The following is a 21,922-nucleotide window of genomic DNA, read 5'->3' as shown; positions in this document are numbered from 1 at the left end:
TTCGTCTCCTCTCAACGACGACGAGCGCCGCCGCCCGAACGAGGCGGGCGCGACGGACGCGACATCTGGCGGCCGCCACCGCGCGCGCTGGACGGCCGCTGCGATGCCGAATAGCTGCCATGGCCGCGACTGGACGATGCCCGCGTCTGCCCGGGATTGCCGGCGCCGGCGAAGGCATTGTTGGGTCCGCTGCGGTTGCCCTGGTATTGCTGGCGGGTGCCTTGCCGGGCCTGGGCATTGCGTTGCGAGTCGGCGCGGTTCTGCGCCCCCTGGCGGGCGCTCGCGGCGTCGCGTCCGCCGGCCTGCTGACGGTTCATCTGTTGCGAAGCCTGGCCGGCACGGTCACGGGCTTCGCGATTGCTTGCGGCGGGCGAGTCGAAGCCATGCTGCGACATCGACTGGCGCGCGCGTTCGCGGTCGGCGGCGCGGGCCGGGTCATGGCCGCGGAAGTTGTCGCGTTGCCCGGCGCCGTCCTTCTGCCGGCCGAACTGCTCGCGGCTGGCGCGGTCGCGGTAAGGCACGCCGTCGCGGTTGGCCGCGTTGTGGCGCCAGGTGTTGTCGCCGCGGTTGATCTGGCGGTTGCTGTTGATGTTGTTGTAGCGGTCGACGTTGATGTCGATGTCGCCATGGCCCCAGTTGAAATCGCCCCACAACGCGGCGGTGATCGCCACGCCGGTGCCGAAGGCCAGTCCCGCCCACAGCGCGCCACCGGGGTAGTAATACGGCGACGGCGGATAGTAGTAGGGCGGGTAGGAGGGGTAGGGCCAGGTGCCGTAGACCGTGGTCGAGTTGTAGGCCGGCACATACACCACCTGCGGGTCGGCCGGTTCGATGATGATCGTCGACGACGCCGGCGCCACGGTGGTCGTGGATCCGGCCGCAGGTTCGGAGCTGACTTTCAGTTGCTCGGTCGACTTCAGGTTGCCCGCTGCCTGCGCCTGCCGGCGCAGCCGCTGCACCGAGTCCATCACCGCATCAGGCTGTGCCAGGAACGCATCGCCCATCCGCTGCACCCAGGCTGGGTCCTTGCCCAGCAGGTCCAGTACCTGCGGGAAGGCGACCAGCGATTGCACGCTCGGGTCCCAGGCCTGGCTGCCGACCTGGCGCACCGCATCATCGCCCTTGGCATCGGGATGCGCCTTGGTCCACTTGACCGCGTCGGCTACGTCGCCGGGATAGGTCGAGGCCATCAGCACCTGCGCGAGCAGCGAATCGGGATACAGCGCGAGCGGCGCCATCATCTGGTCGAGCTGCTCTGCACTGAATGCATCCGCCGGTGCCGACGCTGCAGCCTGCGCGGCAACGGGTTCGGTCGCCTGCGGTGCCGCTGCAGCCGTCACTGCGAACAGCAATGCGGCCAGCGGCAAGTGACGTGCGGAAATGCGCATTGGGATTCTCCAATCGCAAGACGTCCGGCTTCGCGACCGTCCAGGCGAACGGCGCAGGGGCGCTTCGGGCGCATCATAGGCTTCGGCAAAACGCCGGCGTTCACGCCGCCCACACGCCTTGGCAGCCGGGAGACCGGCCATGGCGTGCCGTGAAGACGCTCGTTCAGAGTTCCTTGATGTCGCGTGCCATTTCGGTCAGGTCGTCGCCGAACTGATGCCCTCGATCATCGAAAGCCCGAACGACTGCCTGCGGCAGGTGCCGCTTGTACAGCCGTTGATGCGCGAATGGAACGACGTCGTCGATGAGGAAAAAGCCAACAGCAATGCTGCCGGCCCGGCGAAGATCAGCGACGGCAATCGTGCAGGGCTGGTCGGATGGCGGCGCAGTTCGACCCTCTGGGCGGACGCCATATCGCACTCCTGGCAATCGGGGCTACGAGACCAAGCCTATGCGGGGCCTATGCGGGCGATGTCGTCCGGGCGTCAGCCCTCGGGCACCCAGACGAAGCTGTCGCCCTGCGCCTTGAAGTGCCCCAGGCCCGGAAAGGGGAAATGCACTGCGTAGATGCGCAGGTTGCCGTCGGCGGCGCGTTGCAGCAGGGCGCGCCGGCTGGCCTGCGCCATCGCTGCATCCTGGTCGTACTGCACCGTCCATTCCGGTCGCTGCACCGAGATCACGAAGTGATGCGCGACATCGCCGATGTAGAGAAGGCGCTCGTCGCCCGAGCGGATTTCGTAGGCGCTGTGACCCGGCGTATGTCCGGCGGCAGCCACGGCGGTGACCACGCCGGGCACGATCTCGGCGCCGGGCTGGAAGGCAACCACCTTGGGCGTCATCGCCGCCACAAGCGAAGCCGCATCCTGGTCCTTCTTCAACGAGTCCCATTCGGGAGCCGAGAGGTGGATGGCAGCGTTGGGGAAGGCCAGCTTGCCGTCGGGTGCGAGCAGGCCACCGGTGTGGTCCTGGTGCTGGTGGGACAGGAAGATGTCGGTGACCTGGGACGGCTCGACGCCGGCAGCGTGCAGAGAAGCCGGCAGGAGCCCGGCACGCGCCCAGGACACATTGCCGGCGCCGGTATCAAACAACAGGATTCGCGCGCCGCTGTGCACCAGCAGAGGCTGGATGCCCAGGTGCAGCGTATCGGTCGGCTGGCCGGCCGCGGCCAGCAACGCGGCGACATCGCCCGCAGCCTGGCCGAGCGCGAAGGTCTTGCCGTCGTTGGCGACATCGATGACGCCATCCTTGAGTGCGACGGCATCGAGCGACCCGATCGTGAAGCGGAAGACATCCGGATTCTCCCCCGGCTGGGTTGCTGCGGCCGGGGCGGGAGGCGTGGGCGCGGCAGCGCTGGCAGTTTCGGTCGCGGCCGGGTCCGGTTTCGAGCATCCGGCGAGCAACAGGACGCTGGCGAGTGCGGCGGCGAGGATGGCTGGCTGGGTACGTGTCATGCGGCTGCCTGCGAGTGCGTGGGAGGGGGCGCGACTTTTCGTGGAGCCTATGCGCGTCGGCAGGGACTCACAAGCAGGGCGGCGAGGTCGCGCAATCCTGAATCGTTCAAGCAGCTGGTAGCGCTCGCAGCCGCCGCGGCAAATCGGATAGGATCGCCCGCTGGGCCGGGGCAGCCGCTTGCCGCCGGCCGCAGGTTGGTGTGGCCAGCCATCGCGGCAGTGGTCAGGGGACAAATGGACGTATCCGAAACCCGGGACAGCTTGGGACGGTGGCGGGTGCCCGCCATCGCCGCGGGCATCATGTTGATCGTTGTCGTCCCGTTCCTGTTCCTGCAGGACCTGTCCCGCGACAACCTCGACGCGGCCGATGCCGTCGCGCACACCCACCAGGTGGAATCGGCCGTGACCGGCCTGGCGCTGACCGTGCGCGAGGTGGAGTCGGCGTCCATGGTGGTGGTGCTCGGTGGCGACTTGCCGATGGCCCGGCAGCGCATTGCCCAAGGGCGCGCGCAGATACCCGGGCAGTTGCTGGAACTGACCGCGCTGACCGCCGACAATCCGCGCCAGCAGCTGCTCATAGGCCGGCTGGGCGAGCTGATCGAACGCCGCCTGGAAGTGATCGACCAGTTGCTCAAGACCCGGGCCGCAGATGCCGGGCCGGTCGTGACGCCATTGGTGACGCGTTTCCCTATTCGCAGCATCATTCGCGAGATGCTCGCCAACGAGCAGGTGCTGCTCGACAAGCGCATCAGGAATGCCGAGCGTCAGCGTGCCTGGGCGCGCTGGCTGGGCTGGGGTTCGATGCTGGTGCAGGTGCTGCTGCTGGCCCTGGTGACGTGGTTGCTCGGACGCCAGGTGTCGAAGCGATTGTCTGCCGAACGGCAGTCGCGCCTGTCCAGTGCGCGCGCCCTGGCCGTGCTGCAGACGGTCCGCGAACCCATCGCGTTGATCGATGCGCAACAGCGCGTGGTCATGCACAACGCCGCATTCGAACAGCTCTACGGCCGGACAGCCGACGGCCAGCAGCTGGCGACCAATGCCGCCTGGGTGGATCCCATCCTGCAGCAGCGCCTGGGCGACGTGCTTTCGCGCGGACGCGAGCTGTGGGATTTCGAACAGGTGCAGACCACGGCCGATGGCGTCGAGCGCACCGTATTGATCAATGCCAGCCGGATGTCATTGCCCGACCGCGACGACGAAGTCGCGCTGTTGACCGTCAGCGACGTATCCGCGCAGAAGGCAACGCAGCGGAAGATCAACGAGCTCAATCGCCAGCTCGAAGGCAAGGTCGACCAGGTTTCGGAGGTCAATCGCGAGCTGGAGGCGTTCAGCTACTCGGTATCGCACGACCTGCGCGCGCCATTGCGCCACGTGGCCGGCTTCTCGGACAAGCTGACCCGCCACCTTGGCGAAGGCGCCGACGAAAAGAGCCTGCACTACCTGGGCATCATCAGCAATTCGGCCAAGCGCATGTCGCACCTGATCGACGACCTGCTGGTGTATTCGCGCCTGGGTCGCAGCGCACTGCGCCTGCTGCCGGTCGACATGCAATCGATGGTCGCCGAGACACGGGCGATGCTCGACGCGAACCTGTCGGCCGACGGCAGCCCGCAGCAGGTTTCCTGGAAGATCCAGCCGCTGCCGATCGTCGTCGCCGACGAGAACATGATGCGGCAGGTCTGGCTCAACCTGCTCGGCAACGCAGTCAAGTACAGCAGCAACCGCGAACGCAGCCAGGTCGAGGTATCGCACCAGCGCCTGGACGATGGCAGCCACGAGTTCTGCGTGCGCGACAACGGCGCCGGCTTCGACATGGCCTACGCCGGCAAGCTGTTCGGCGTGTTCCAGCGACTGCACAAGGCCAGCGACTTCCCCGGCACCGGGATCGGCCTGGCCAGTGTCAAGCGCGTACTGGCAAGGCACGGTGGCAGCATCAGTGCCGAGTCCGAGCCCGACCAGGGCGCCACTTTCCGGTTCACCCTGCCGGCCGCGCTCGATGCGCCGCCGTCCACTACCAGGCTCATGCAATGACCGAATTCCGCACCATCCTGCTTGCAGAAGACAGCCACGCCGACGCCGAGATGGCGATCGACGCGTTGCGCGATGCCAACCTGGTCAACCCCATCGTCCACGTCGAGGACGGGGTCGAGGCGATGGACTACCTGCACCGGCGCGGTCGTTTTGCCGACCGTCCCGAAGGCCATCCGGCCGTGCTGCTGCTGGACATCAAGATGCCGCGCATGGACGGACTCGAAGTCCTGCAGCAGATCCGCGGCGACGCCAAGCTCAAGAACACGCCGGTGGTGATCCTGTCGTCTTCCCGCGAGGAGAGCGACCTGGCCGCCGGCTGGAACCTGGGCGTCAATGCCTATGTGGTCAAGCCGGTCGATGGCGACCAGTTCTTCCAGGCCGTGAAGGTCCTTGGCAAGTTCTGGGCGGTGATCAACGAACCGCCTGTGATCGACTGACATGGGATCGGCCGCGGATCCCAACGCCGATGCATTGCGCATCGTCCTGGTGGAGGACGATGCCGACGACGCCGAACTGGTGTCGCTGCAGTTGGCCGACGCCGGAATCCGTGCGCAGTTCCTGCACGTGCAATCGGCGTCGGAGTTGCGCGCAGCGATGAGTGCTGGCGCGGACCTGGTCGTCTCGGACGTATCGATGCCGGCATTCAGCGGATTCGAGGCCTTGGCCATCGCGCGCGAATTCGATCCGGAAATCCCGTTCCTGCTTGTGTCGGGCGCGATTGAAGACGAGGTGGCCATGCGCGCCGCCAAGTCGAAGGTGCAGGCTTATCTGCTCAAGCAGGACCTGACCGGCCTGCTTCATGCGGTGCAAGAGGCTTGCGGCGGGCTCCCGCCGACGCGTCACGCTGCCTCCCGGAAGTCGTTGAGTCCGCACTGATAAGCTGGACTTCCGGCCGACAGCGTTGGTGATCGACGCCATGAACCCCGTATCAATCGTGCTGCTCGGCCTGGCCATGTCCACCGATGCCTTCGCGGCGGCGCTGGGCAAGGGCGCCGGCATGCTCCGGCCGCGCTGGCCCGAAGCGCTGCGCATAGGCGTGATATTTGGCGTGGTCGAAGGCATCACCCCGGTCATTGGCTGGCTGTTGGGTTCCGCCGCCTCGCGCTACATCGAAGCCTGGGACCACTGGATCGCCTTCGGCATGCTGGGGGTGCTGGGGCTGCACATGATCTACAAGGCCGCCACCGACCAGGACGCGGCCGAAGCGGCGGCCACCGGCCGCTTGGGCGGGATCTGGTCAGTTGCCCTGACCGGACTGGCCACCAGCATCGATGCCATGGCCGTCGGTGTGGGCCTGGCCTTTGTCGACGTGAACATCCTCGTCGTCGCCGTCGTCATCGGGCTTTGCACGCTGACGATGGTCACGCTCGGGATCATGGCCGGCCGCGCGCTGGGCATGCTGATCGGCAAGCGCGCCGAAATGGCCGGTGGCGTCATCCTGATCCTGGTCGGCGCGACGATCCTCTACGAGCACCTGCACGCGGCAACGGCGTGAACGATCGCACGGCGTGACACCAACAGCGCCGGATGCCGCCGTGCCGCTCAGCAGTCGTCGGCGCGGAATGCATCGCGCAGCCAGTGGAAGGTGGGCGCCGCCGGGTCGCCTTCGGCCTCGACCACATCGAAACGACACGCGCCGTCGGCGTAGCGCCGGTTCCTGGCCAGGAACACCATCGCGGCACGGATAAGCTTTCGGCGCTTGTGCACGTCCACCGAACCGGCACCGCCGCCGAAGCGGGCGTTGCGGCGGAATGGCACTTCGACGAACACCAGCGTGGCGCCGTCGAGCATGACCAGATCGAGTTCGCCGATGCGGTAGTTCGCATTGGCGGCCACTTCGCGCAGCCCGGCATCGATCAGGTAATCGCGCGCGGCGGCTTCCACCGCCGCGCCTCTTGCGCGCTTGTCAGCGCTGGGCGGCATCGGCCAGCGGGGTGGAGACGCCGGCGCTGAACGTCGACCACGCCGGCGTGCGCAGGACGTTGCCGAAGCCGTCCAGGCGCAGCGTGCCGGTGGCGCCGTCGATGCGGCCGTCGGCCGTCGTTGCCAGGCGCTGCAGGTAGGCGGTGATCTGCCAGGCGTCGTAGCCGAATGCGAACAGGCGTGCGGCCGGCCCCTTGGCGCTCGACAACTGCGCGCCGACGTTGCTTGCCGGTGGCAGGCCGGGCACGCCGCGCGTGCTCCAGACATCGCTCGGGAAGACGATGCCGTCGAGGATGCGGTCTTCTTCCGGCTTGCCGGTGCCCGACAACACCTGCGACGTCGCCACGCGCGGCTTGCCAGCGAGGCCGGCCAGGGCCAGCTTCGGCATCAGCGTGCGTGCATTGCTGCCCTTGATCGCCAGGAACACGGCATCGACGCCGCCGGCCTTCCGCGCATACGGACCAAGATCGGCGATGCCTTCGCTGACCACGTCGGTCACCTCGCCGCCGCGTTCGACCAGGCGATCGCGCAGGCTGGCGACGGCACGCTGCTGCGTCTCGTCGCTGCCGCCGATCACCAGCACCTTGCGCGCACCGCGACCCAGCAGGTATTCGGCCGCGGCGATGCCCTCGTCTTCCGGCGACAGCGAGAAGCCGGCGTTGCCGTTCGGCGGCGAGACATCACCGCGGTTGAGCGCGAGCACCGGCACCGGCAACGAGGCCTTGCCGAACAGCGCGTTGACTTCGTCGCGGCCGAGCGGACCGACCACGAAGTCGTTGCCTTCGGCCGCGGCCAGGTCGTAGGCCGCCAGCGCGCCACCGGTGGTGCCGGCGGTGTCGTAGAAGCTGATGTCGGGGCGGCGGCGGGTTTCGCCGTAATAGCCGGCGAGGAAGCCATCGCGCACCGGCGTGGCCGGGACGGCCAGGCTGCCCGACATCGGCAGCAGCACGGCCAGCTTCACCGGCGGGCGGTAACCGTCGCTGTCGGCCGGCGGGCGGCTGGCGGCATCGAAATGCCAGCCGCTGCGGTCGAACGGACGCGGCAGCGGCAGGCCGCGGCGCATCAGCGCCTGGCCAACATAGTTGTAGAGCGGATCGCCGGCCGCCAGGGCCGCCGCTTCGCGGGCGAGGGTGGGGTTGTCGAGCTGTGCCAGCAGGTGCTCGATCTGGCGATCGTTGGCGCTGCGCGCCGGGCCGACCAGGGAAGCACCGCTGCGGGCAAGTTCGCCGGCCTGCATGATGGTGGCGTTGCGGCTGGCCTGCGATGTCGTGCCGGTTTGGGTGACCGTGGCGCAACCGCCGAGCAGGGCGGTGCTCATTGCCGCGGCGAAGATCCATTTCATCGCCCATCGATTCGAAGCTAGGCTCATCGGCATGCGTTCGCCGCGACGCGGCGTTCCTGAGGGACCGGTTAGGATTCTACCCGGCCCCACCGCAGACGCACGATGCCTACGTCCCAAGCAGCAAATCTCCCACCTCCGGGAATCCTCCATGTCGTCGCCACGCCGATCGGCAACCTCGGTGATCTGTCGGCGCGCGCGCTGGAGACCCTCAAGACGGTGAGCGCGATCTGCGCCGAGGACACCCGCCACACCCGCCAGCTGCTGTCGCACTTTGGCCTGGAGCGTCCGCTGCTGGCCTTGCACCAGCACAACGAGGACGCGCAGGCGGCGCAGTTGGTGGCGCGCCTGCGTGCCGGCGAGTCGCTGGCGCTGGTGTCGGATGCGGGAACGCCGCTGGTGAGCGATCCCGGCTTCCGCCTGGTTCGCGCCGCGCGCGCGGCCGGGATCCGGGTGTCGCCGGTCCCGGGCGCCTGTGCCGCGATCGCCGCGCTCAGCGTCGCCGGTGTGCCGAGCGATCGTTTCGTGTTCGAGGGATTCCTGCCGGCCAAGGGTTCGGCCCGTCGCGAGCGGCTGTCGCGGCTGGTGAGCGAGCCGCGCACGCTCATCTTTTACGAGTCGGCGCACCGTATCGAGGAGTCGCTGGAAGACCTCGCCACGGCGTTCGGGGAGGCGCGCGTGGCGGTGGTCGGTCGCGAGCTGACCAAGTTGTTCGAGACGGTGCTCGACGGAACGCTGGGCGAGTTGAAGGCGCGCGTTGCGGCCGATCCGAACCAGCGCAAGGGTGAGTTCGTCGTGATCGTGGAAGGCGCCGGTGACGACGCCGACGCCAGCATCGCCGAGGGCCGACGCCTGTACGCCAAGCTCAGCGAGCACCTCAAGCCTTCCCAGGCAGCAAAACTGGCAGCCGAGCTGAGCGGCGCGCCGCGCAAGGCCTTGTACAACTCCGACGAAGGCTGAGCCCTCGGCGAGGGCTGCGCAGAGCGCTTCTCCGCTGGGGCGCCGTCCGCCGGGTCGGGGATTGCGCAGCCCCTTGATCAGCCATCCATGGCTGATGCGGGGCGCGGGACATCCATGTCCCGCTGCTGCGCAATCCCCGACCCGCCGGACGACGCTTCGGCAATTCACTTCCCGGTCTTCGTTGTGCGCGTAGTCGGGAGTGGGGCGCGCAGCGGGCAGTCGCGCATGCCACGCAACAGCCCCCTTTAGTAAAGGGGGTGCCGCGGCAGCGGCAGGGAATTGGAGGTGAACTGAGTCGGGGCCCAAGGTTTGCGCAGCAAACTTTGGGGTTTATTCAACGCGAAGCGGTAGAATAAACACGGCGGAGTCGGCCAGGCAGTCGCGTCATCCTTTCGGGGGTGCCGAGGAAAGTCCGGGCTCCACAGGGCACGGTGCCAGGTAACGCCTGGGCGGCGCAAGCCGACGGAAAGTGCAACAGAGAGCAGACCGCCGAACGGCGTCGCAAGACGTGCGTGGTAAGGGTGAAACGGTGCGGTAAGAGCGCACCGCGAGTCTGGCAACAGACCGGCACGGCAAACCCCACCGGGAGCAAGACCAAATAGGGAGGCAATGCCGCGGCCCGCGGTGTCTCCGGGTAGGTTGCTTGAGCGTAGCGGCGACGCTGCGCCTAGAGGAATGACTGTCCACGACAGAACCCGGCTTACAGGCCGGCTCCGCCGCCTGCTCTTTGGCGCTTTGCGCTCAAAGAGCCCCAAGTTGCTGTCGCAACTCGGGCCCCAGGCTTTTTGCCTCCAATTCCCTGCCGCTGCCGCGGCGTCCCCTTTACTAAAGGGGGCTCGTTCGCTCGGGTGCGTTCCCGCCAGTGGTGGGCGGGCGGCTTTTCCCGTCGGGGCAAGGGCGGGGTAGATGGGCGGCTTTTGAGCTTGCCGGTCCGGGGCCTGAGGGGTCGATAGACATCTCATATTCATTCTGGATATGTGATCGCTATCGCAAATGGGCCGTTGGTGCTGCGCAGCAGCATCGGCAAAGGGCTCGGGGTCGGGTTTGCCTGAGGTGGCGCCTGAACCCCTTCCAGTCTCAAAAAATGAGACTAAACAACGGCTAGTGGATAAGTCTTGAATAAGACTGTGAAGTTCGCTGCAAGCCCTTGATGGAACAGGTGAAATTGTCTCTGGAAACTTGTTGACAACCCTGTGAGGCGTGCCTAAGGTGGGCATCTGAGGGAAAACCGGGTTTTTTGTGGTTTTTCAGTGACCAAGCCGCCCGCTTAGAGGTGGCCCCAACCAGGTGCTGAATGTTCCAGGGTGAGACCGCCATCACGATTGACGACAAGGGCCGGCTGGCGGTGCCCACCGTCTACCGTGACGCCGTCGCGCGTGAATGCGGCAACCGCATGGTCCTCACCTACAACCCGTTCGAGTCGGGTTCGCTGTACCTCTACCCGCAGGCCATCTGGGAACGCGTCCGCGACCAGGTCAATGCCCTGCCCAAGGCCAAGAAGGTCAACCGCAGCATGCAGCTCAAGCTGGTCGGCGCGGCGACCTTCGTCGAGCTCGACGGCAATGGCCGCATCAGCATCCCCGCCAGCCACCGTGCCGCCGTCGGCATCGAGAAGAAGGCCGTGTTGCTGGGCATGGGCGACAAGTTCGAACTGTGGAGCGAGCAAGCGCACCACGCACAGATCCGTCAGACCATTTCTGACGACGATCTGAGCGAGGAGCTGCTCGACCTGCAGCTGTGACGGTGGGTGGCATGGGGCGCGGCGCGCTTTCCGGCCACCTTCCCGTGATGTACGCGCAGGCGCTGGACGGCCTGAACGTGCGCGGGAACGGAACGTACCTGGATGGCACGTTCGGGCGCGGCGGCCATGCGCGTGGCGTGCTGGAACAACTCGGCCCCGGAGGCCGGCTGCTGGTCATGGACAAGGATCCCGAAGCGATTGCCGTTGCCGAACGAGAGTTCGCCGCGGACCCGCGCGTGGCGATCTTCCGTGGCAGCTTCGCCGAACTGGCGCAGTGGAACGAGACCGCCGGCGGCCTCGACGGCATCCTGTTCGACCTGGGTGTGTCGTCGCCGCAGCTCGACGTCGCCGAACGCGGTTTCAGCTTCGGCAAGGACGGCCCGCTCGACATGCGCATGGACCCCGACAGCGGGTTGAGCGCGGCGCAGTGGCTGGCCCAGGCCGACGATCGCGAAATCGCCGACGTGCTGTGGACCTACGGCGAAGAGCGCATGAGCCGCAAGATCGCCCGCACCATCGTTGCCCGCCGCGGCGAGCAGCCGCTGCTGCGCACCGCCCAGCTGGCCGACCTGATCGCCTCGGTGATGCCGCGCGGCGACAGCAAGATCCATCCGGCCACGCGCAGCTTCCAGGCGATCCGCATCTTCATCAACCGCGAGCTGGCCGATCTCGAGATCGGTCTCGACGCGGCGCTTGCCCGGCTCAAGCCAGGCGGCCGCCTGGCGGTGATCAGCTTCCATTCGCTGGAAGACCGCATCGTCAAGCAGTTCATCCTTCGCCACAGCAAGGCGCCGCCGGCCAATCGCCGCATGCCGGTGGAGGTGGCGTTCACGCCGGTGCTGCTTGCGATCGGTTCGGCGCAGAAGGCGTTCGACGAGGAAACCTCGGTCAATCCGCGCGCCCGCAGTGCGGTGCTGCGCGTGGCCGAGAAGCTGCCGGTTCTCGGCCCAGTGCACGGCAAGGAGGCGGCATGAGCATCGCCCGCCTTTTGCTGAGCGTGCTGGTGGTGGCCAACGTCGTTTCGGCGCTGGCGGTGGTGGAGGCGCGTCATCAGCACCGCCAGCTGTTCGTCCAGCTAAGCCGCCTGGAGCGCGCCCGCGACGAGCTCAACATCGAGTTCGGCCGCTTGCAGCTCGAGCAGGCCACCTGGGCCGAAAGCAACCGCATCGACCAGGTCGCGCGTGATCGCCTCGGCATGAAGTTCCCCGAAGGCGCCGAAACCGTGGTGATCCGCCCATGACCGGCCGCAATTCCAGGCCCGCCGGCCGCACCAGCCTGCTTGAGCGGGTGCTGGCGCTGCGCGAGAAGTTCGGTGGCGAGCGCGACAATCGCGTCGCCGGCAAGGGCCGCGGCCGCGCATCGTTCAACCTGCGCAACCGCCTGCTGATCGTCGGCACGGCGCTGGGCGTGTGCTCGCTGGCGCTGGTCGCGCGCGCGCTCGACCTGCAGGTCATCAGCAATGACTTCTACCGCCAGCAGGGCGATGCCCGCTCGCTGCGCGAGATCCCGATCCCCACCTCGCGCGGCATGATCACCGATCGCAACGGCGAGCCGCTGGCGGTGTCGACGCCGGTCGAGTCGATCTGGGCCAATCCGCAGGAACTGCTGGCAAATCCCGCTCGCATTCCGCAACTGGCCAAGACGCTGGGCGTGTCGTCCGATGCGCTGACGCGCAAGCTCAGCCAGCGCGCCGACAAGGAATTCGTCTACCTCAAGCGCCGGATCAACCCGGACGAAGCGCACCGGATCCTGGCCTACAAGATCCCGGGCGTGTTCTCGCAGCGCGAGTTCCGTCGCTTCTATCCGCAGGGCGAGGCGATGTCGCACGTCCTGGGCTTCACCAACATCGACGACCTGGGCCAGGAAGGACTGGAGCTGGCATTTGACGACTGGCTGCGCGGCAAGCCCGGCTCCAAGCGCGTGATCCGCGACGGCGCCGGTCGCATCGTCGAAAGCGTCGACCTGGTCAAGCAGGCCGAGCCGGGCCACGACCTGACCCTGACCATCGACCGCCGCATCCAGTACCTGGCGTTCCGCGAGCTGCGTGGCACGCTGCAGCGCACCGGCGCCAGCAGCGGCTCGGTGGTGGTGCTCGACATCGCCACCGGCGAAGTGCTGGCGATGGCCAACCTGCCGACCTACAACCCCAATGCGCTGAGCGTGGGCAACCCCGACACGCATCGCAACCGCGCCGTCACCGACGTGATCGAGCCCGGCTCGACGATGAAGCCGCTGACCGTCGCCGCCGCACTGGAGGCGGGCGTGATCACCGCGCACTCCACCTTCGACACCAACCCGGGCTGGATGCCGAACGGTCGCTTCCGCACCACCGATCACCGCAACTACGGCGTGCTCGACACCACCGGCGTGATCACCAAGAGCTCCAACGTCGGCGCCGCCAAGATCGTGGCGCGGATCCCGAGCCAGAACTACTACGACTTCCTGCACCGCTTCGGCTACGGCCGCAAGACCCACAGTGGCTTCCCGGGCGAGTCTTCGGGCGTGCTGGCGCCGCCGTCGCGCTGGAGCGGCACCACCAAGCAGACCATGTCCTACGGCTACGGTCTGTCGGCGACGCCGCTGCAGATCGCCCAGGCGTATGCGGCACTGGGCAATGGCGGCCGCCTGATCACGCCGACCTTCGTCAAGGGCGGCGAACAGAACGAACCGGTGCAGGTGCTCGATCCGGCGATCTCCGGCCAGATCATGCGCATGATGCAGACCGTGACCGAGCCCGGCGGCACCGCCACGCAGGCAGCGATCCTGGGCTACCACGTCGCCGGCAAGACCGGCACCGCGCGCAAGTTCAACGAGACCGGCGGCTACTCGCGCCGCTACGTGTCGTTCTTCGCCGGCGTGGTCCCGGTCAACAACCCGCGCTTCTCGATGGTGGTGGTGGTCAACGATCCCGATCCGGCCAAGGGCTACTACGGCGGCTTCGTCTCCGGCCCGGTGTTCAAGAACGTCATGGAAGGTGCGCTGCGCCTGATGGACGTGGCGCCAGACGATATCGACACGTGGATGGCGGCGCAGGCCGAAGCCGAAGCCAAGCGCGCCAAGGCCAACGGCGGCAAGCCGTCCGGTGCGGTGCTGCCGGCGCCGGTGCAGGTCGCGGCCGCACCGCTGTCCACCGGCGTGGTCGCAACCCCCGGAGGTGGCCGATGAGCCGCCTCATGCCGTTGTCGGAGCTGCTGCCCGATGTCGCCGGCATCGCGCCGGAGCTGCAGATCAGTGGGCTGGTGCTCGATTCGCGCGCGGTCAAACCCGGTTACGCATTCGTCGCCATTGCCGGCTTCGGTGCGCACGGGCTGCGCTTCGTGGACCAGGCGCGCGCCGCCGGCGCCAGTGCGATCCTGTTCGAGCCGCCGGCACCCGATGACCTGCCGGCACCGGCCGACGCCATCGCCGTGCCTGGCCTGCGTTCGCGCCTGGGCCAAATGGGCGATGCCTTCCACGGCCGCGCCACCGCTGCCATGGATGTCGTCGGCGTCACCGGCACCAACGGCAAGACCTCGACCGTGCAGCTGCTCACGCAGGCCTGGCACCTGCGCGGCATCCGCAGCGGCAGCGTCGGCACGCTGGGCGCCGGCCTCTACGGCGAAGTGGTGCCGACCGGCTTCACCACCCCGCTGGTGCTGCAGACGCACGAGCTGCTGGCGCAGATGCGCGACCAGGGCGCTTCTGCCATTGCCATGGAAGCCAGTTCGCACGCGCTCGACCAGGGCCGCGTGGACGGCGTGCATTTCGATGTCGCGGTGTTCACCAACCTCACTCGCGATCATCTCGACTACCACGGCGACATGGCGACCTACGGCGCAGCCAAGGCGCGCCTGTTCGCGTGGCCGGGCCTGTCGGCGGCGGTGGTCAACCTCGATGACGAGTTCGGCCGCGAGCTGCTCTCGACCGTACCGGCCGGCGTGCGCGCCATCGGCCTGAGCTCGCGCGGCGAGCGCGATGCGACGCTGCAGGCGCAGTCGCTGCGTTTCGACAATGCCGGCATCGGCTTCGAGCTGGTGCACGAAGGCGAGGCATGGCCGGTCAACTCGTCGCTGCTGGGCCGCTTCAATGTCGACAACCTGCTCGCGGTGGCCGGCACGCTGCTGGCGCTGGGCGAGCAGCCGGACCGGATCGCGCAGGTTCTGTCGCAACTGCAGCCGATCCACGGCCGCATGAACCGCCTCGGTGGCGATGGCGAGCTGCCGCTGGTGGTGATCGACTACGCGCACACGCCCGATGCGCTCGAGCAGGCACTGTCGTCGCTGCGCGCCCACGTACAGGCGCGGCTGCTGTGCGTGTTCGGTTGCGGCGGCGATCGCGACCGCGGCAAGCGTCCGCAGATGGCGGCGATCGCCGAGCGCCATGCCGACGTCGTGATCGTCACCGACGACAACCCGCGCTTCGAGAACGGCGACGTCATCGTCGACGACATCATGGCCGGCTTCGCCAATCCGGCGCTGGTCAGCGTGCAGCGCGACCGCGCCGCCGCGATCGCACGCGCGGTCGGAATGGCCGGCCAGAACGATATCGTGCTGGTGGCCGGCAAGGGACACGAGCCCTACCAGGACATCCAGGGCGTGCAATACCCCTTCGACGACACCCAGGTCGCGCGCGCGGCGCTGGAGGCGCGGGCATGAAGCCGCTGCATCTGTCGCAGATCGCACGCATGACCGGCGGCCGCCTGCACGGCGAAGACGCCGTGGTGACCACGGTGGCAACCGATACGCGCGCGCTACCGCAGGGCGGGGACGTGCTGTTCATCGCGCTCAAGGGAGAGCGCTTCGATGCGCACGATCACGTCGCCTCGCTGCCGGCGGACAAGGTCGCCGCCGTGCTGGTGTCGCGCCAGCTGGATGTGGCGATTGCGCAGATCGTCGTTGCCGACACCCAGCGCGCACTCGCCGACCTCGCAGCGGCCGTGCAGCGCGCGCGTGTGGAATCGGGCAACGCCGGCAAGACCGTCGCGATCACCGGCAGCAACGGCAAGACCAGCGTAAAGGCGCTCACGCTCGCGATCCTGGAGCGCGTTGGCCCGACCTACGCCACGCCGGGCAATCGCAACAACGAGATCGGCCTGCCGCTGGCGGTGCTCGACGCGCCCGAAGGCATGCAGTTCGCAATCTACGAAATGGGCGCCGGCCAGCCAGGCGACATCGCCTACCTGACTGCCGTGGTCCGCCCCGACGTTTCGGTGATCAACAACATCGCGCCTGGCCACCTCGAGCGCATGGGCAGCCTGCTTGGCGTGGCCGACACCAAGGCCGCGATTTACGACGCGCTGCCGGCCGAAGGCGTGGCGGTGATCAACGCCGATGATGCGTTCGCGCCGTACTTCGCCGAGCGCGCCCATGGTCGCCGCCTGGTCCGTTTCGGTCTCGATGCCAGCGCCGACATCACCGCGCGCGACGTCCAGGCGCAAGTCGAAGGCTCGCGCTTCACCCTGGTCACGCCGCAGGGCGAAGCGGCGATCGCGCTGGCGCTGCCGGGCCGCCACAACGTCCGCAACGCACTGGCCGCGGCGGCGCTCGCGCTGGGCGTGGGGGCAACGCTGCAGGCCGTGGCCGACGGCCTCAATGCCGCCAGGTCGGTGCCGGGCCGCCTGATCACGTACCGCCTGGCCAACGGTGCAGTGCTGATCGACGACAGCTACAACGCCAACCCGGGCTCGCTCGCGGCCGCCATCGACACGCTGTCGGAGGGTGGCGGTGAAGCCTGGCTGGTGCTGGGCGACATGCGCGAACTCGGCGCCGATGCCGAAGCGATGCATGCCGAGGCCGGTCGCCGCGCCAAGGGCGCCCGCATCAGCCGCATGTTCACGCTGGGCCCGCACAGCGCTGCGGCAGCGGCGGCGTTCGGTGAAGGCGCCACGCATTTCGAAACACATGACGCGCTGGCCAGCGCCCTGCGCGCGGAACTGCGCGACGGCGTTCGCGTGCTGGTGAAGGGCTCGCGTGGCAGCGCGATGGACCGGATCGTCGCCGCGCTGGTCGACGCCGCGCCGCGCTCGGACAAGAAGGGGAATCCTGATGCTGCTTGAACTCACTCGCTGGCTCGAACAACTGCAGAGTCTGTTCGGACTGTTCAGTTACCTGACCTTCCGCGGCATCCTCAGCGCGCTGACCGCGCTGGCGCTGTCGCTGTGGTGGGGGCCGGCGGTGATCCGACGCCTGGGCCAGCTCAAGGGCGGCCAGCCGATTCGCAAGGACGGCCCGCAGTCGCACTTCTCCAAAGCCGGCACGCCGACCATGGGTGGCGCGCTGATCCTGCTCACGGTGATGGCGTCGGTGCTGCTGTGGGGCGACCTGCGCAACAAGTACGTGTGGACGGTGCTGCTGGTCATGCTCGCCTTCGGCGCGATCGGCTGGTACGACGACTGGATCAAGATCGTCCGCCGCGACCCCAATGGCCTGAAGTCGCGCTGGAAGTACCTGGCGCAGTCGGTGTTCGGTCTGGCCGCCGGCCTGTACCTCTATCTGTATGCCGACGTTCCGGCGGCCACCACGTTCTACGTGCCGTTCTTCAAGTCGATCGCGCTGCCGCTGGCGGGCATCGGCTTCGTCGCCATCGCCTACTTCTGGATCGTCGGCTTCTCCAACGCGGTCAACCTCACCGACGGTCTCGACGGTCTGGCGATCATGCCGACCGTGCTGGTCGCCTGCGCGCTGGGCATCTTCGCCTACGCCTCCGGCCACGCCGAGTTCTCCAAGTACCTGCAGATCCCGCCGGTGCCGGGCGCCGGCGAGCTGGTGATCATCTGCGCGGCCATCGCCGGCGCGGGCCTGGGCTTCCTCTGGTTCAACACCTATCCGGCCATGGTGTTCATGGGCGACATCGGCGCGCTGGCGCTGGGCGCCGTGCTCGGCACGATCGCCGTCATCGTCCGCCAGGAACTGGTGCTGGTGATCATGGGCGGCATCTTCGTGATCGAGACGCTGTCGGTGATGATCCAGGTGGGCTCGTTCAAGCTCACCGGCAAGCGCGTGTTCCGGATGGCGCCGATCCACCACCACTTCGAGCTCAAGGGCTGGCCGGAGCCGCGCGTGATCGTGCGCTTCTGGATCATCTCGGTGGTGCTGGTCCTGGTCGGCCTGGCGACGCTGAAGGTGCGCTGATGACCGACCTTTCGACCGCTCGCCAGGCAACGCGCCTCGACGCCATCGGCGGCCACTTCGATCCGTGGCTGCTGGGCATCTCGTGCGCGCTTGCCTGTGTCGGCGTGGTCATGGTCGGCTCGGCATCGATTGGCGTCGCCGACGGCCACGACGTCGGACCGTTCTACTTCCTCAGCCGCCACGTCGTGTTCCTGGCCCTGGGCCTGGTCATGGCGGTGTGGGTGATGCGCACGGAGCTCAAGACCATCGAGCAGCACAACCAGTGGTTGCTGCTGGTCTGCTTCGTGCTGCTGATCGCGGTGTTCGTGCCCGGCATCGGCAAGAACGTCAACGGCGCGCGGCGCTGGTTGAACCTGGGCGTGTCGAACTTCCAGGCGGTCGAAGCGGTCAAGCTGCTCTACATCGTCTGGCTGGCCAGCTACCTCAAGCGCTACAGCGAGGAAGTGACGGCAACCTGGGGCGCGATGCTCAAGCCGATCGGCGTCGCCGTCGGCCTGGTCGTGCTGTTACTGCTGCAGCCCGACTTCGGTTCGTCGTCGCTGATCCTGGCGGTCACCGCCGGCATGCTCGTGCTCGGCGGCGTCAACATGCCGCGCATGTTCGGCCCGGTGCTGATCGGCCTGCCGGTGCTGGCGATCGTCGCGATTGCCGAACCCTACCGCGTGACCCGACTGACCTCGTTCCTCGACCCGTGGCAGGACCCGTTCAAGACCGGTTACCAGCTGACCAACGCCTTGATGGCGGTCGGCCGCGGCGAATGGATCGGCGTCGGCCTGGGCGCGTCGGTGCAGAAGCTGTCGTACCTGCCCGAAGCGCACACCGACTTCATCCTTGCGGTGATTGGCGAAGAATTCGGCTTCCTCGGCGTGTGCACCGTGGTCGCGCTCTACGCCGGCCTGGCTGGCCGCGCGTTCTGGCTGGGCCTGAAGTGCGTCGAGATGCGCCGCCACTTTGCCGGCTACTGCGCGTTCGGCATCGCGCTGTGGATGAGCCTGCAGAGCTTCGTCTCGATCGGCGTCAATCTCGGCCTGCTGCCGACCAAGGGCCTGACCCTGCCGATGATTTCCTACGGCGGCTCCAGCGTGATCATGACCTGCGCCGCGCTGGGCCTGCTGCTGCGCGTGTCCTACGAACTCGATCGCGCCCAGCGCCAGGTTGCCCGCGTGCGCAACGAAGCCACGCCGTCGCCGTCGCCGTCCTCGTCCTCGTCCTCGTCGCCGTCGCCGTCGCCGACGTCGATGCCTGCCTCGCAGTCCAAGCGCAGCGGCGACGTGCGCGGCACCAGCCGCCTGCGCCAGCGCGTCGAACCCACCCTGGGGAGGATCGCTTGAAGATTGCCGCGACCGATTCCGACCTGCACCCGGTGATGATCCTCGCCGGCGGCACCGGTGGTCACATCTTCCCGGGCCTTGCGGTAGCGCACGAGCTCAAGGAGCGCGGCGTGCCCGTGCTGTGGCTCGGCGCCGAGGGCGGCATGGAAACGCGCCTGGTGCCGCAACACGACATCGCCATCGATACGATCGCGGTCAGTGGCATGCGCGGCAAGGGCATCGGCACGCTGCTGGCCACGCCGTTCCGCCTGATCGGCGCAGTGCGCGCCGCGCTGCAGACGCTGCGCGAGCGCCAGCCGCGTGCAGTGGTCAGCTTCGGTGGTTACGCTGCAGGCCCCGGTGGCATCGCCGCTCGCATCGCCGGCGTGCCGCTGCTCGTGCACGAACAGAACCGCGCACCGGGCCTGACCAATCGCGTGCTGGCGCGCTTCGCACGCCACGTGCTGACCGGCTTCCCGGGCACGTTCCCGAGCCTCAAGGAAGAAGTGGTCGGCAATCCGGTTCGTGGCGAGATCGCCGCGGTGGTGCCGCCCAGTGTCCGCTTCGCCCAGCGCACCGGTCCGATCCGGCTGCTCGTTCTCGGTGGCAGCCAGGGCGCGCGTGCGTTGAACCTGGCGATGCCCAAGGCCGTGGCCGGACTGCGCGGGCGCCTGGCCTGCGAAGTGCGCCACCAGAGCGGCGAAAAGATGCGCGAGGAGGCCGAACAGGCCTACGCCATGGCCGGCGTCACGGCTTCGGTGGAACCGTTCATCGCCGACATGGCCGCCGCCTACGCCTGGGCGGACCTGGTGATCTGCCGCGCGGGCGCCCTGACGCTGGCCGAGTTGTGTGCGGTGGGTGTCGGCAGCGTGCTGGTGCCGTTCCCGCAGGCAGTCGACGACCACCAGACCAAGAACGCGCAGTACCTGGTCGACCGCGGCGCCGCGCACCTGGTGCCGCAGGGCGTCGGCAACGACCTGGGCGACCGCATCTCGGCAACGATCGAGATCCTCGGCGAGCGTGGTGTGCTGCTGCAGCTGGGGCACAGTGCGCGCTCGATCGCCAGGCCCGATGCCGCACAGCGCGTCGCCGATGCCGTCATGGAGGTGGTGCCGTGATGGCCAACTTCTCGTTCCCGATTCCCCATTCCCGATTCCCGCTCCACGGAAACACGCCATGAGTACCGCCCTGCGCCGCCGCCTGCAGCACACCGGCGACCTCGCCAAAGCCTTCCCGCGCGTGCACTTCGTCGGCATCGGCGGCGTCGGCATGAGCGGCATTGCCGAGGTGATGTGCACGCTGGGCTACCAGGTCTCCGGCTCGGACAACGCAGACAACGCCGTCACCCGGCGGCTGTCGGCGCTCGGCATCAACGTGCAGCGCGGCCACGCCGCGGCGAACGTGCTCGGCGCCGACTGCGTCGTGGTCTCCAGCGCCATCCGCGCCGAGAACCCCGAGCTGATGGAAGCGCGTGCACAGCGCATCCCGGTGGTGCCGCGCGCGGAGATGCTGGCCGAGCTGATGCGCTTCAAGCGCGGCATCGCGGTGGCCGGCACCCACGGCAAGACCACCACCACCTCGCTGGCTGCAAGCGTGCTCGCAGAGGGCGGCATCGATCCGACCTTCGTCATCGGTGGCCAGCTGCTTGCCGCCGGCGCGAACGCACGCCTGGGCACCGGCGACTGGCTGGTGGCCGAGGCCGACGAGAGCGATGGCAGCTTCCTGCGCCTGAACCCGCAGATCGCCATCGTCACCAACATCGACGCCGACCACCTGGAGAACTACGGCGGCGACTTCGCCAACGTCCAGGCCGCGTTCGAGGAATTCATGCACCGCCTGCCGTTCTACGGCCTGGCGGTGCTGTGCATCGACGATCCGGAAGTGGCGGCGCTGGCGAAGAAGACGCCGCGCCACGTCATGACCTACGGCTTCAGCGACGTCGCCGACGTGCGCGCAGAGGACGTCGAGCAGGACGGTCCGAACATGCGCTTCACCCTGTGCCTGCCCGACGCGACGCGAACCCAGGTGACGCTGGCGCTGCCGGGCCGGCACAACGTGCAGAACGCGCTGGCAGCCGCTTCGGTGGCCTGGCAGCTCGGCGTCAGCGCCGAAGCCATCGCGCGCGCACTGAAGGCCTTCGCCGGCGTCGGTCGCCGCTTCAACCTGCTCGCCAGCCCGACCACGGCCCGGGGCGCGAAAGTGCAACTGGTCGACGACTACGGCCATCACCCGAAGGAACTGGAAGCGGTGTTCGCCGCCGCTCGCGGTGGCTGGAGCGACAAGCGCCTGGTCGTGGCCTTCCAGCCGCACCGCTACAGCCGCACGCGCGACCTGTTCGACGAATTCGCCGCGGTGCTGTCGAGCGTCGACGTGCTGGTGCTGACCGAAGTCTATCCGGCCGGCGAAGCGCCGATTGCCGGTGCCGACGCCAAGTCGCTGGCGCGTGCGATCCGCGCGCGCGGCCGCATCGATCCGATCGTGGTCAGCGGCGCGGCCGACCTCGCCAGCGTGCTGCCCGACGTCCTCAACGACGGCGACCTGCTGCTGATGATGGGCGCTGGCGACATCGGCTCCGCCGCGCAGCAGATCGCGGCCCACGGCTTCAACGGCGGCAACCACAACGGCGGCAACCACAACGGCAACGGAGAGCGGAAGTGAGCGCGCAGTTCCCG

General features: G+C 68.2%; 19 protein-coding genes, 1 other RNA gene and 1 pseudogene. 16 read left to right on the top strand and 5 right to left on the bottom strand.

Going from position 1 to position 21,922, the window contains the following annotated elements; translation table 11 throughout:
• Nucleotides 1-11 precede the first annotated feature (11 nt).
• The 3 genes from AC1DER_RS07130 to AC1DER_RS07120 form a co-directional block, all read right to left on the bottom strand.
• A complete protein-coding gene (locus tag AC1DER_RS07130) occupies nucleotides 12-1,388 on the bottom strand; it encodes a DUF3300 domain-containing protein (protein ID WP_477246192.1) in 1,377 nt (458 codons plus the stop codon).
• 195 nt (nucleotides 1,389-1,583) lie between these two features.
• Entirely contained in the window at nucleotides 1,584-1,799 is a 216-nt protein-coding gene (locus tag AC1DER_RS07125) for a hypothetical protein (RefSeq protein ID WP_477246190.1), read from the bottom strand.
• A gap of 72 nt (nucleotides 1,800-1,871) precedes the next feature.
• Nucleotides 1,872-2,837, bottom strand: coding sequence for an MBL fold metallo-hydrolase (locus AC1DER_RS07120; RefSeq protein ID WP_477246188.1), 966 nt, complete (start codon nucleotides 2,835-2,837; stop codon nucleotides 1,872-1,874).
• 234 nt (nucleotides 2,838-3,071) lie between these two features.
• On the opposite strand from AC1DER_RS07120, the gene AC1DER_RS07115 reads away from it, so the two are divergent.
• The 4 genes from AC1DER_RS07115 to AC1DER_RS07100 are packed head-to-tail and all read left to right on the top strand — an operon-like array spanning nucleotide 3,072 to nucleotide 6,363.
• Complete coding sequence (locus tag AC1DER_RS07115; protein WP_477246186.1) at nucleotides 3,072-4,868, top strand: sensor histidine kinase; 1,797 nt, start codon at nucleotides 3,072-3,074, stop codon at nucleotides 4,866-4,868.
• Entirely contained in the window at nucleotides 4,865-5,305 is a 441-nt protein-coding gene (locus AC1DER_RS07110) for a response regulator (RefSeq protein WP_441816767.1), read from the top strand. Before AC1DER_RS07115 ends, AC1DER_RS07110 begins: the two co-directional genes overlap by 4 nt.
• A gap of 34 nt (nucleotides 5,306-5,339) precedes the next feature.
• Nucleotides 5,340-5,744, top strand: coding sequence for a response regulator (locus AC1DER_RS07105; RefSeq protein WP_477357798.1), 405 nt, complete (start codon nucleotides 5,340-5,342; stop codon nucleotides 5,742-5,744).
• A 40-nt stretch (nucleotides 5,745-5,784) separates the two neighbouring features.
• Nucleotides 5,785-6,363: a manganese efflux pump MntP gene (locus AC1DER_RS07100; RefSeq protein ID WP_477246182.1), complete on the top strand. Its 579-nt coding sequence runs from the start codon at nucleotides 5,785-5,787 to the stop codon at nucleotides 6,361-6,363.
• A gap of 47 nt (nucleotides 6,364-6,410) precedes the next feature.
• Here the strand turns inward: AC1DER_RS07100 and AC1DER_RS07095 are convergent, their stop codons facing one another.
• Nucleotides 6,411-6,791, bottom strand: a complete 381-nt coding sequence (locus AC1DER_RS07095; protein WP_477246180.1) for a YraN family protein — start codon at nucleotides 6,789-6,791, stop codon at nucleotides 6,411-6,413.
• A pseudogene (locus AC1DER_RS07090) lies at nucleotides 6,775-8,022 on the bottom strand (penicillin-binding protein activator); the annotation flags it as partial. The pseudogene AC1DER_RS07090 and the gene AC1DER_RS07095, both read right to left, overlap by 17 nt.
• A 213-nt stretch (nucleotides 8,023-8,235) precedes the next feature.
• Between AC1DER_RS07090 and rsmI the strand changes: the two are divergent.
• The 12 genes from rsmI (at nucleotide 8,236) to murC (ending at nucleotide 21,908) form a co-directional block, all read left to right on the top strand.
• Nucleotides 8,236-9,090, top strand: coding sequence for a 16S rRNA (cytidine(1402)-2'-O)-methyltransferase (gene rsmI / locus AC1DER_RS07085; protein WP_477246178.1), 855 nt, complete (start codon nucleotides 8,236-8,238; stop codon nucleotides 9,088-9,090).
• A gap of 363 nt (nucleotides 9,091-9,453) precedes the next feature.
• Nucleotides 9,454-9,809, top strand: an RNA gene (gene rnpB / locus AC1DER_RS07080) — RNase P RNA component class A.
• Between the two features lie 575 nt (nucleotides 9,810-10,384).
• Nucleotides 10,385-10,831, top strand: a complete 447-nt coding sequence (mraZ, locus tag AC1DER_RS07075; RefSeq protein WP_441816762.1) for a division/cell wall cluster transcriptional repressor MraZ — start codon at nucleotides 10,385-10,387, stop codon at nucleotides 10,829-10,831.
• A gap of 11 nt (nucleotides 10,832-10,842) precedes the next feature.
• Nucleotides 10,843-11,805, top strand: a complete 963-nt coding sequence (rsmH, locus tag AC1DER_RS07070) for a 16S rRNA (cytosine(1402)-N(4))-methyltransferase RsmH (protein ID WP_477246176.1) — start codon at nucleotides 10,843-10,845, stop codon at nucleotides 11,803-11,805.
• Nucleotides 11,806-11,807: 2 nt separating this feature from the next.
• Nucleotides 11,808-12,071: a cell division protein FtsL gene (ftsL, locus tag AC1DER_RS07065; protein WP_158733508.1), complete on the top strand. Its 264-nt coding sequence runs from the start codon at nucleotides 11,808-11,810 to the stop codon at nucleotides 12,069-12,071.
• Complete coding sequence (locus AC1DER_RS07060; protein ID WP_477246174.1) at nucleotides 12,068-13,996, top strand: peptidoglycan D,D-transpeptidase FtsI family protein; 1,929 nt, start codon at nucleotides 12,068-12,070, stop codon at nucleotides 13,994-13,996. Before ftsL ends, AC1DER_RS07060 begins: the two co-directional genes overlap by 4 nt.
• Nucleotides 13,993-15,465, top strand: coding sequence for a UDP-N-acetylmuramoyl-L-alanyl-D-glutamate--2,6-diaminopimelate ligase (locus AC1DER_RS07055; protein WP_477246172.1), 1,473 nt, complete (start codon nucleotides 13,993-13,995; stop codon nucleotides 15,463-15,465). The genes AC1DER_RS07060 and AC1DER_RS07055 overlap by 4 nt, the downstream gene beginning before the upstream one ends.
• The gene (locus AC1DER_RS07050; RefSeq protein ID WP_477246170.1) at nucleotides 15,462-16,865 is read left to right on the top strand and encodes a UDP-N-acetylmuramoyl-tripeptide--D-alanyl-D-alanine ligase; all 1,404 of its coding nucleotides are present in this window, start codon (nucleotides 15,462-15,464) and stop codon (nucleotides 16,863-16,865) included. Before AC1DER_RS07055 ends, AC1DER_RS07050 begins: the two co-directional genes overlap by 4 nt.
• Entirely contained in the window at nucleotides 16,855-17,940 is a 1,086-nt protein-coding gene (gene mraY / locus AC1DER_RS07045; RefSeq protein ID WP_441816757.1) for a phospho-N-acetylmuramoyl-pentapeptide-transferase, read from the top strand. Before AC1DER_RS07050 ends, mraY begins: the two co-directional genes overlap by 11 nt.
• Nucleotides 17,940-19,271 (top strand): putative lipid II flippase FtsW, encoded by a 1,332-nt coding sequence (gene ftsW, locus AC1DER_RS07040; protein ID WP_477246168.1) that lies wholly within the window; start codon nucleotides 17,940-17,942, stop codon nucleotides 19,269-19,271. The genes mraY and ftsW overlap by 1 nt, the downstream gene beginning before the upstream one ends.
• A 35-nt stretch (nucleotides 19,272-19,306) precedes the next feature.
• The gene (gene murG, locus AC1DER_RS07035; protein WP_477246250.1) at nucleotides 19,307-20,368 is read left to right on the top strand and encodes an undecaprenyldiphospho-muramoylpentapeptide beta-N-acetylglucosaminyltransferase; all 1,062 of its coding nucleotides are present in this window, start codon (nucleotides 19,307-19,309) and stop codon (nucleotides 20,366-20,368) included.
• A gap of 58 nt (nucleotides 20,369-20,426) precedes the next feature.
• Complete coding sequence (murC, locus tag AC1DER_RS07030) at nucleotides 20,427-21,908, top strand: UDP-N-acetylmuramate--L-alanine ligase (RefSeq protein ID WP_441816755.1); 1,482 nt, start codon at nucleotides 20,427-20,429, stop codon at nucleotides 21,906-21,908.
• Nucleotides 21,909-21,922: the final 14 nt, after the last annotated feature.

This window comes from Lysobacter sp. 05T417, assembly GCF_056396405.1.
Note: the sequence above shows the minus strand (reverse complement) of the source record. Positions and strands in the feature narration are given on the sequence as shown.